At 32.4% G+C, this 10,773-nt stretch carries 11 protein-coding genes; all 11 read right to left on the bottom strand.

The window, feature by feature from the left end:
* Window positions 1-3 precede the first annotated feature (3 nt).
* The 11 genes from F7O84_RS01200 to F7O84_RS01150 all read right to left on the bottom strand — a co-directional run bounded on the left by F7O84_RS01200 (window position 4) and on the right by F7O84_RS01150 (window position 10,769).
* Window positions 4-690, bottom strand: a complete 687-nt coding sequence (locus tag F7O84_RS01200) for a TIGR01906 family membrane protein (RefSeq protein ID WP_192451617.1) — start codon at window positions 688-690, stop codon at window positions 4-6.
* Window positions 691-715: 25 nt separating this feature from the next.
* Entirely contained in the window at window positions 716-1,651 is a 936-nt protein-coding gene (locus F7O84_RS01195; protein ID WP_151140964.1) for a M14 family metallopeptidase, read from the bottom strand.
* Window positions 1,648-2,586: a M14 family metallopeptidase gene (locus F7O84_RS01190; protein WP_151140962.1), complete on the bottom strand. Its 939-nt coding sequence runs from the start codon at window positions 2,584-2,586 to the stop codon at window positions 1,648-1,650. Before F7O84_RS01190 ends, F7O84_RS01195 begins: the two co-directional genes overlap by 4 nt.
* A 128-nt stretch (window positions 2,587-2,714) precedes the next feature.
* Window positions 2,715-3,509 carry an ABC transporter ATP-binding protein gene (locus F7O84_RS01185; RefSeq protein ID WP_151140960.1) on the bottom strand — a complete coding sequence of 265 codons (795 nt, stop codon included), beginning with the start codon at window positions 3,507-3,509 and terminating at the stop codon, window positions 2,715-2,717.
* Window positions 3,496-4,458 (bottom strand): ABC transporter permease, encoded by a 963-nt coding sequence (locus F7O84_RS01180; protein ID WP_151140958.1) that lies wholly within the window; start codon window positions 4,456-4,458, stop codon window positions 3,496-3,498. Before F7O84_RS01180 ends, F7O84_RS01185 begins: the two co-directional genes overlap by 14 nt.
* 127 nt (window positions 4,459-4,585) lie before the next feature.
* The gene (locus tag F7O84_RS01175; protein ID WP_151140956.1) at window positions 4,586-5,617 is read right to left on the bottom strand and encodes an ABC transporter substrate-binding protein; all 1,032 of its coding nucleotides are present in this window, start codon (window positions 5,615-5,617) and stop codon (window positions 4,586-4,588) included.
* 341 nt (window positions 5,618-5,958) lie between these two features.
* The gene (locus F7O84_RS01170; protein WP_151140954.1) at window positions 5,959-6,405 is read right to left on the bottom strand and encodes a hypothetical protein; all 447 of its coding nucleotides are present in this window, start codon (window positions 6,403-6,405) and stop codon (window positions 5,959-5,961) included.
* Between the two features lie 9 nt (window positions 6,406-6,414).
* Window positions 6,415-7,038 carry a CPBP family intramembrane glutamic endopeptidase gene (locus F7O84_RS01165; protein WP_151140952.1) on the bottom strand — a complete coding sequence of 208 codons (624 nt, stop codon included), beginning with the start codon at window positions 7,036-7,038 and terminating at the stop codon, window positions 6,415-6,417.
* Window positions 7,039-7,827, bottom strand: a complete 789-nt coding sequence (locus tag F7O84_RS01160; protein WP_151140950.1) for an ABC transporter permease — start codon at window positions 7,825-7,827, stop codon at window positions 7,039-7,041.
* Window positions 7,811-9,517 (bottom strand): ABC transporter ATP-binding protein, encoded by a 1,707-nt coding sequence (locus tag F7O84_RS01155; RefSeq protein WP_151140948.1) that lies wholly within the window; start codon window positions 9,515-9,517, stop codon window positions 7,811-7,813. Before F7O84_RS01155 ends, F7O84_RS01160 begins: the two co-directional genes overlap by 17 nt.
* A complete protein-coding gene (locus tag F7O84_RS01150; RefSeq protein WP_151140946.1) occupies window positions 9,507-10,769 on the bottom strand; it encodes a radical SAM/SPASM domain-containing protein in 1,263 nt (420 codons plus the stop codon). The genes F7O84_RS01155 and F7O84_RS01150 overlap by 11 nt, the downstream gene beginning before the upstream one ends.
* Window positions 10,770-10,773: the final 4 nt, after the last annotated feature.

The following is a 10,773-nucleotide window of genomic DNA, read 5'->3' as shown; positions in this document are numbered from 1 at the left end:
ACCTTATTTATCTTTATTTCTTTTTACAATGATTCCCGATGCAACTAATAAAACTCCTAGCAACACTCCAAACGTTGCACCAATTGCTTTTACTGTATCAAAGAAAAAACCTTCTGGCAAGATATTAATCATTAAATCCGTTTCGGGATTCAATAACCACAAATCATTATCAAAGAAAATCAAATGAAATTGTACAAATACCTCTGCAAAATGATTCGCTACATAAAATGCAAAGATAGTTGATAGAATACCAACTACAATAGTTGCAATAATAAATGCTTTTGGTAACACTTTTTTTAAATCAGTTTTTAATAAAACCAATCCAATGATTGCTAGAATGGTTAAGATACCTGCGATGTTTCGTAATAAAAGACCTTGTAAAAATAGTCTCTTCACGTCTTCCATATGAAGCTTTTCTCTTTCATTAAAAAATTCGCGTGCTTGTCCATCTACCTTTGTTTCTATTACTAAATCACTTCTTTTGTCAATGAGATAATCCATCATTTCATCTGTCACATATAAAACATCTTCCATCTCCATTTTTACATCATCAAGCACATTGTATTTACTATATTCGCGTTCATAAAATCCTGGTATTCCATATAGTACAATCTGAAAGCTAGTAAAAAATAGAGCTACTATAAATAGAATGGAACCTATGATTGCAATGCTGTTTCTTACTTTGTTCATATTTTCTCCCTTTTTTATCCTTTGCTCATTCATGTAACCTTCTTATTATTTTATAAACGATTTCGTTCTCATTTACAAGGGGAGATTTATGTGAAAAGAAAATAATTCCATCGGTGGGCGCTATTACTTGTGATATAACCTCACCTTCGTAAGGATTCATTATTTCTGCTAAGATGTCACCTCTGTGTACTTCTTCTCCTGGTAATTTAATCCTGCGGTAAATTCCTGCGTCTTTGTTACGAACCAAGGTAAGATCGTTTTCATTAATTATATTTGCAATATATCCTCCGTGGCTATTATATCGTATAATACCCATTCTAGTCAAAAATCTAAGCACTGCTGAAACAGCCTGCCTCGCTGACACTTCATCAATTACATCTGTTTCGTTCGTATAAATGGAAAAAGCATTGGTTTTCCATTGCTGCCAGTTATAGTTTAGTGTCGACATATCAAAGGGTGTTGGTTTTCTTACTACTACATAAGGAAGTCCAAATAAGTTCGCAAGACTCGCACTTTGGTAACCCGTCTCCATCATCCTGACATGTGGCACAAAGTCACCTGGCATATAGAAGCTTGCAAATTGTATACCATAGCTATATCCTTGTACTTTCTCAAACACTCCTGCTGCAATCCTTTGTGTTGTCTCTCCCTCCATATTACCTGGAAACATTCGATTAATATCGGTATTATCTAAGGCCCAGAATCGCTTTCCTATGTTCATAGAATAATGATTCACAGAAGGTATCACAAGAATTTCATTGTTATTTACAATTGCTCCTTTCTTTTCTAATTCAGTGAGAGCTTTGATTAACTGGGAGCAGATATATAGTTGTTGTATTTCATTTCCACGAATTGCTCCAACTATACACGCAGCCTTATCACCTTTTCCAAAGCGATATCCGCTTACTCTTAACGCATCACGATAAGGTGCCTTTAATGAATAAATCGTTTCCTTTCTCATTTTGTCGCACCTCCTACGATTCTGGCAATTAAAGAGCCTGTATACACAATCGGGTATTCACGTAATGTAAATACAATACCATCACTTGGGGCAGTGATAACCTCTTCTATTTCACCTGTTAAGCCATTTATAATATTACCGATTATCTCTCCTTCGCGAATCCAGTCATTGTGTTCAATTTCTTTTACAAACACGCCCGCATGTTGTGCATGAATAACTTTGACCTCGTCTTTTGTAGCAATGATAGGGGCTTTAATTGGAATGGACTCCTCTTCCCATATCCCAAGTTCAACCATAAGGCGGAAAATCCCATCAACCAGATGGTCTCCATATTCTTTCGTAATTCTCATCCCCACTCCCATTTCAACTACAAGTGTAGGTACTCTCATGGAATTTAAACTATGTCCCAATGTTGCTTCTAAAACAGTGACGGATTCATGTATCCAGATAAGATTGGTATTTAATAATTTTGCGTATGGGAGAAGTTTTTTCTCATTTTCATTGCTAATTCTTACTTGCAAAGTTTCTTTTAAAAATACATTACTAGAATGTATATCAACACACAAATCAGACCCCATGATATCTTCAATAATATCTGCAGCAACATTTTCTGTCATCGCGGCATCTCGAGATCCAGGGAAAATTCGGTTCATATCCAACTCAAACATCGGAATTCCTCTTGAAACAGAATCAATTCCAAGTGGATTCAGTGCCGGATAGACGTCTACAATACCCTTTAATTTTCCTTGATTCTGATTTATTTTATTTATCAATTGATAGCATACATATTGACCATCTAATTCATCGCCATGTGTTCCTGTAACAATTGTAATCCTCTTTTCTTTCCCAGTTACAGACTCTGGCGCAAGCCTATTTTTTTGAATGAATAATTTTTCATCTATTGGCAGTCCAACACAGACTACTGTTTTAACCATGGTCAACCCTCCAATTTATATATAATAAAAGGCACTCAATTTCCTGAGCGCCTTTACTTTAATCATTATCGTACTATAAAATGATTGCTATGTCAATTTATCCATTCGTAAATTTTCCTCTATAATTCTTAAGCTAGCATCATTCTATCATTAGCAAACTCTCCACCACTCGCCTGCTCAAATTTAGCGAGCAAATCAGATACCTGAAGATTCTTCTTTTCTTCTCCAGCAACATCATATACAACACGTCCTTCATGCATCATGATTAGACGATTTCCATACTTTATCGCGTCCTTCATATTATGTGTAATCATAATTGCTGTTAGTTTATCAGCCTGAATGATTTCATTTGTCAAACTAAGTACATTTCTTGCTGTTTTTGGATCAAGTGCCGCAGTATGCTCATCTAGTAAAAGTAATTTAGGCTTTTGAAGTGTTGCCATTAAAAGTGTGAGTGCCTGTCGTTGACCACCAGATAGCAATCCTACCTTTGATGTCATTCGATCTTCTAAGCCAAGTCCCAATACTTTTAGTTCTTCATGAAACTTTTCTTTCTCTGCCTTAGTAATTCCCCAGCTAAGTCCTCTTTTCTTACCTCTACGGTACGCAATAGCAAGGTTTTCTTGAATCTCCATATTTGATGCAGTTCCCTTCATCGGATCTTGAAATACTCTTCCTAGATAATGAGCTCTTTTATGTTCTGGTAAATAAGTAATATCAATCCCATCTAAAATAATTGATCCTCTGTCAATTGGGTATACTCCTGCAATCATGTTAAGAATGGTGGATTTTCCAGCACCATTTCCTCCAATAACTGTAACAAAATCTTCTGAATTTAGATTTAGATTCACTCCATTTAACGCTTTTTTCTCATTAATCGTTCCTGGGTTAAAAGTTTTATATACTTCATTAATGTTTAGCATTGCTATCGCCTCCTTTCATAGATATAGTAGCCTTACTGGCAGCTGTTGCCCCTAGCATTTTAGGAATTGTAAGAGCGATTGCAACCACAAGGGCGGTTAAAAGCTTAAGATCTGTTGCTTTTAATCCCATTTGAAGTACCCAAGCAATGATAACACGATAAATCACTGCCCCTAATAAAATTGATATCAAGCGAAATTTAAAGGTTCTTGCTCGGCTCATGATTACTTCACCAATTACAATAGATGCCAGACCAATTACAATGGTTCCTACTCCCATACCAACGTCTGCATAGCCTTGACTTTGAGCCACCAAGGCTCCTGAAAGTGCTACCAAGCTATTACCAATAACCAAGCCAAGCATCTTCATCTTGTCCGTATCTTCTCCCAGCGCACGAACCATATCTCCATTATTTCCAGTTGCACGAATGGCGCAACCAATTTCGGTCCCAAAAAACCAGTACATAAACATTGTAACCAATGTTACAAATATACATCCAAGAACTATAACGACCCAATTTGTGAAATTAGCAATTCCTTGTATTGATTCTGGTAAAATGTCTTTTACCATGCTAACAACTGTATCTACACCCAATAATGTTGTATTCGCTTGTCCCATTACTCGAATATTTATCGAGTAAAGCGCTGTCATCGTTAATATTCCTGAAAGAATCGCTGGTATTTTACACTTATTATGTAAAAAAGCTGTAATTGCTCCTGAAGCTCCTCCTGCTAAAACAGCAACGATAAGTGTAACATAAGGATTCCATCCTGCTTTTACAATTAAAACTGCACTCACACAGCCGCCAAGTACAAAACTACCATCACATGTCATATCGGGAAAGTCTAATACACGAAATGTAATATATACACCTAGTGCCATAACTCCAAATAAAATTCCTTGCGCGGTTGCTGCATGAGTCGCCCATAATAATGAAATCAAAAAACTCATTTAATTATCCTCCTAAATACTTTGTCATCTAACGTGTATTAGGACAGACGGGTGTCTGTCCTAACTGCAATCTTTCCCTTCCTTATCTTATTAAATTTTCAAAGAAAGGTAAAATTTTTCTCAAATTCTATTTCGTTAAATCTGCTGGAATTTCAATTTCAAGCTGTTTTGCTACTTCTTCATTCACAGTCACTTGAAGTTTGGATGCATCTAAATATTCAATCGGCATGCTAGCTGGTGTTGCTTCGCCTTCTAAAATCTTTGCTGCTTGCGCACCAGATAATTTACCTAATTCATAATAATTAATTCCATAAGTGGCAAGTCCACCTGCCTCTACCATACCTGCTTCACCACAGATTACTGGTAGATTATTTTCATTTGCAACCATGGCTACAGTTGCCATACCAGCTGCTATCATATTGTCTGTAGGTGCATAAACGGCTTCTACCTTACCAACTAAGGACTGAACTACCTGTTGAATCTCGTTTGAACTAGATACCGTCGCATCAATCACTTCCAAACCAAGCTTTTCACCTGCTTCTTTTGCCATCTCTGCTTGAATCTTTGAATTTGATTCACTGGAATTGTATAAAACAGCGATTTTTTTTGCTCCTGGCACTAATTTTACCAAGAGATCCATTTGTTCTGTAATTGGATTTAAGTCAGATGTTCCAGTAACATTTTTCCCTGGTGCTTCATTGCTCTCCACCAAACCTGACTCCGCTGGGTCTGTTACCGCAGTCACTACAATTGGTATATCTGATGTTGCATTTGCACAAGCCTGTGCGGCTGGAGTTGCTATTGCAAGAATCAAATCATCTTGATCGTTTACCAGTTTTGATGCAATCGTAGCACAGTTAGCCTGTTCTCCTTGTGCATTTTGATAATCAATCTTTAGATTCTTACCTTCTTCAAAACCAGCTTCTTTTAACCCATCTATAAATCCATCATACGCTGCATCCAAAGCATCATGCTGAACTAGCTGACATACTCCAATTTTATAAATTGTATCGTCTGATGCTGTATCTGTTGATTCTGTATTCTCTACTACAGTCTCATTTGTTGAAGGCTGTTCTTTTGTTCCCGTGCTTGATCCGCATGCAGCAAGCGATGCAGCAAGTGATAATGCTAACGTAATCGATAAAATTTTCTTTTTCATACAGTATCTTCTCCTCGAATCTTTTTTTGAACCTGTGAGCTGCTTGGATAAATAAATAATCAAATTTTATTTTGTTATCAAGCTAAAGTGCAACACTTTAATTCACTAAACTGTTCAATAAAAATATACTACAAAATGCTCTCTGCGTCAAGAAAAGAATGTCCGTAATATTCAATTCGTGTAACATTTCAAGTTGTATCCAGTCGAATCTGCTTCTTACTGTGACAAATAACCAAATACTATAAATTCAGGGCAGATTCTGTCACGAAACTTACAGAATCTGCCCTGAATGATGTATGGATAACTTCTATCGTTGTTTTATAAAACTTTTCAAGTTGAGTCTAAATCATTTTTCTATTTTTAATTCCTAATTTCCCACCAAGGAAAGCAATTACAAAATAAAATCCGTAATTAATTACTTGGCTAGAAGTGTCCGCATCATAGAAAGATACTTCCAAATTATTATTAGCATTATCAACTTCTTCATCGATAACAGCATTTTCATTTAATGTTTCATTTAATCTTACCCCATATGATGTCTTTTCATATGCTCCATTTATTGCGATATAAAGGACTACTAAAACAATGGCATTTATAATACATTTTTTTGTTGTACTTCCCTTATTTAAAAGAAAATTGGTAATAAAAAGAATAAGGATGATTAATAATAAATCCAATAGTATGTATACAACGGTACCTATTTTTTCAATAAATAGATTAAGAATTATAATCTCTGCAATTATTAATATTGCTGCTATCAAATCTCCAATAATAAATTTTTTTAACATTTAATCCTCCTAAACTAATATATCGTATATCGCATGTAATAAAATAGGGATTGATAACGACTTTGTTTTCCTGTATATTAAAGAAAATATAATACTCAAAGGCATTCTTATTAGAAGTAATGCCCAAATCCCTCCGTCCGAATGAAATAAATACCCAAAAATAACGGCAACAATTAGGATGGCTGTAATTTCAGATCTACACACTCGTTTTAATTGATTATATAATATTGCTCTAAAAAAAATTTCTTCACCTATGCCAACAAAAATAAATTGTAAAACATATCCTCCTTCTAACTTATCTAAGCTATTTTCATAAAAATATATTATAATTAAAATAAGAGTTCCAATGCAAACTATAATATTTTGATATACTTTACTGTTAAAACAAATTCCTATTTGTGAAAAAGAACTAGAAGTTAATTTGATTGGTATAAGACATAAACTAATAATGATTGGTATTCCGTACATAAATATTATTTGACAATATATATTTTTCACTATTCCTATTTTAAAAATAATTATATAATTTATTAGTATAAAAAATAACAATGCCATTGCGGGAACACAAACCAGAATAACAATATCAATTATATCTTTTAGAAATTCTTGAGCTTTATCTCTTAGAATAATCATCTATTTTATCTCACTTCTTTTAAACTTCTTCATTGCTAATAATATTAATATATAGGCAAAACATAAGTATATACTTCCATATATTACTATACCTAATGTTGATATTTTAGAAGAATTAAATAATTCAGCAATATATATTGGATCCGCAAATTTAATAATAGGAACATACTGTAAAACTATAAATATCATGGATATTATAACGCCAAGTAATAAACTTACAGAACTTTTATAATACATACAGATAAGTATTTCAATACTTGCTATCATAATAAGTTGTATCAAATACAAAAAATCAGTTGAAAAAGACAGTATAATGTCATCCATTCCATCAATAAAAATTGAACCATGTACTGAACCAGCCATACATGTGTAATACACAATAATAGAAGCTATATATAATAAAATATAGGAAAAGAAAATTAAGGAAAAGACAGCAGTAACCTTCGCCCACAATACTTTTTTTCGATTAGCAATCTCTAATAAAATAAATTTCAATTGTCCATCTTCTTTTTCTTTTCCAAAGTGATTTGATATCAAAATGATAAACAGTATATTTGCTAAACCTGTCATTCCAAGCATACCCCAGCATGCGGAACCAAACGCTAATGCTGAAAAACTCCCCTCAATTGTAACTGCCTGCGACCCCTTAATATTACTAATTCCGTAAAATAATGGAAGCGCAACATATATTAGTAATAATTTAGTTGACGATCTCCTTATCACTTTATAGAACTCCATTTTTAACGCAGATAAAAAAATCATAATGTCATATTTACGTTTTAAATTCATATTTAATAACTCCTTGATAGTAATTATTTGTTTTCATTAATTCTTCGTGATTTCCCTCTCCAACTAATTTTCCGTTTTTTAAAACAAGAATCCTATCTGCATCCATAACTGTATGTAACTTATGTGCAATAATTAAAGTTATTCTTCCAATATAGAGGTTATTAAGTGATTTAGAAATTTGTTGCTCTGATTCTGCATCGAGACTTGCTGTAATTTCATCTAGCAATAAAACGGCAGGATTTTTTAGAAACATTCTTGCTATAGCGAGCTTTTGCTTTTGTCCACCTGAAAGTAATTCCCCCTTTTCTCCTATGTATGTGTCAAAACCATATTTTAGTGTCATAATTGTTTCATAAATGTTTGCTTTTTTAGCAGCTTGAATTAATTCCTTTTCGCAAACTTCCCTTTCTATGCCATACAATAAATTCTCCTTTACTGTTCCAGATATTATTATTTTATCCTGAAACACATAGCCAATATTATTTCTCCACTCATTTAATTGGATATCATTAATACTGTTATTACCCCATACTATTTTCCCCTCTTTTACATTATAGAATCTTTCTATAAGAGAAAAGATTGTTGTCTTTCCTGCCCCACTTTCTCCTACAATTGCTATTTTTTCATTTTGATTTGCAACAAAAGTTATTCCATTTAAAACTTTCTCTCTATTATAACTAAATTTAACATCATAAAATGATAATTTTTTTATTTTGTTATTTAAAGGAATACCATCTGTTTTTTCGGATTCAACATCAAATATCTCACTAACTTTATACAATGCTCCTTGCAATTCTTTATATTCCATTATAATATTTCCAATTATTTCTACTGGCTCAACTGCATTTACTAAATATAAAGCAAAGATTATAATAGTCCCCGTGGTTACGAAACCCATTTGCACCCTGTATGCACCTATTCCACAAACTACAAATAAACCAAGAGTAGTTATTCCCCCCATTAGTGGAGATAATATAGCTTGTATCATATTATATTTTTGAGAATTTAAAAACCATTCATCCATTTTTTTTAATACTTTTTTTTCTTCGCTTCTTTCAGCATTATACGCTTTAACAAACCTAATATGTTCCAAAGTTTCAGTTAATATCTCATTTAACTTTGCATAGATTCCTTGTTGAATAATAGCCAAATCACTGATTTTATTAGCTAATGGAATCATTATTAAAATAATAATAGGAAAAATAATACAAAATATTCCTCCAAGCCATTTATCATAAGAAATTAAAATTGAAATCATTAAAATTAGTGTTAATATACTAGAATATAAATCTGGTAAAGAGGCCGTTAAAAATTCAGATAAAGATGAAGTATCATGTATAATTCTACTGCTTAACTCTCCAGAATGTATTTTGTCATAATATTGCACATCTAAACTGAGAATTTTATGACAAAGTTTATTTCTAACATGAATTGAAGCTTTTTTTCCCAGTAAAGTAAATTGATACGTTACTATACTTTCAATAACTAAAGAAACAAAAGATAATATTATAAGTAATGCAATTTTAAATATACTTATTTTATCTATATTATCAATAACATCCCCTACTAAAAATGGAACAAAAATACCTAATCCAACTGAACATGTTTTAAATATCATTAACAGTAAAATCAAAATTTTTCTATTAATTAAACATTCTGTTGCTATTTTTAATATATTTTCATTTTTCATTTATTAAACCCTGCTGAATTGTTTGCATTTCAAACTCATGAAATTTATAAAACAATTTACAATAACTGTCTTTTTCCAACAAATTTTTTTTTTGAAGATAAGCTCTTCCCCTGCAACCTCCACCACATATATATTTATATTCACATATTTTACATCCTTTTATATTGTCAACATTCGCCTGTCTACACATATTCAACACAGTTTGATTAAAATTTTCAGCTTTTAATGGATTATCAAATATATTACCTAACAAAAGATTTTCATCATGTAGAATGTGACATGGATATATATTTCCTTTTGAATCAATACTTATCATATCTTGACCAAGCCCACAAGATTTCATGGCACAAATCCCTTCCCCAGCAGTTGTTATATCCTCAACTTCAGCATTTAAGGTAACAATATCTTGAGCCATTTTACACAGTGCTACATCATCTAATATATATTCCCTAAAAACTTCATTATTAGGAACAGAAAATATGCTAAAACTAATTGCAACCTGAAGTTCTTCTGCAAGTTTGTCATATAATTTCATTGTATTATAATTCTTCTTATGCAATGTAGGAACAATACATACCTCTATGCCTATATCTCTTATCAAGGAAACTGTTTTAATAATTTTCTCAAATATTCCCTCATCTCTTATAAAAGTAGGACTCATTTTACTATACCCATCTACAGAGACTGCAATTGCATCAACATATCCTTTCAATTTTTCAAAAGGAAAATCAACTGTCCCATTTGTAATTAATGATAAATTTTCAATCTTTGCTACAGTTTTTGCGTATTGTAATATTTCAATGATATCTTTTCTTAATAATGGTTCTCCCCCGGAAATCACAACACTTTTGACACCGGCTAAGGCCAATCTTTCGAATGCCAATTTCCATTTATCCGCTGATGCATCCGATTCTATATTTCGTTCATCATTCATAGAGTAACATCCTACACAGTTCAGATTGCATCGATTTAGTAAATGAACATATGCTGAAGTTATCCTTAATTCTCTTTTATTTATATTACTCTTATTTTGAGTCAAAAAGCCTAGTTCGAATAAAGCATTATATAATTCTTCGTTATTATCAATGTCTTTTTTATTCACGTTGCCATTTTCTAGCTGCTTCCAAAAAGTTACTCCTTGTTCATCAAGTCCAATGACAGATTGGTTATCAAAATTTGATAATATCCAAATAGAATGAATTTTTAATAATTTTATATTCTCACTTAAATAGTAGTTCTTTTTCTTTTGCATTTCA

This window comes from Candidatus Galacturonatibacter soehngenii (assembly GCF_008830185.1).
In the GTDB taxonomy this organism is placed as follows: domain Bacteria; phylum Bacillota; class Clostridia; order Lachnospirales; family Lachnospiraceae; genus Lachnotalea; species Lachnotalea soehngenii.
This window is presented reverse-complemented; position numbering and strand designations above follow the sequence as displayed.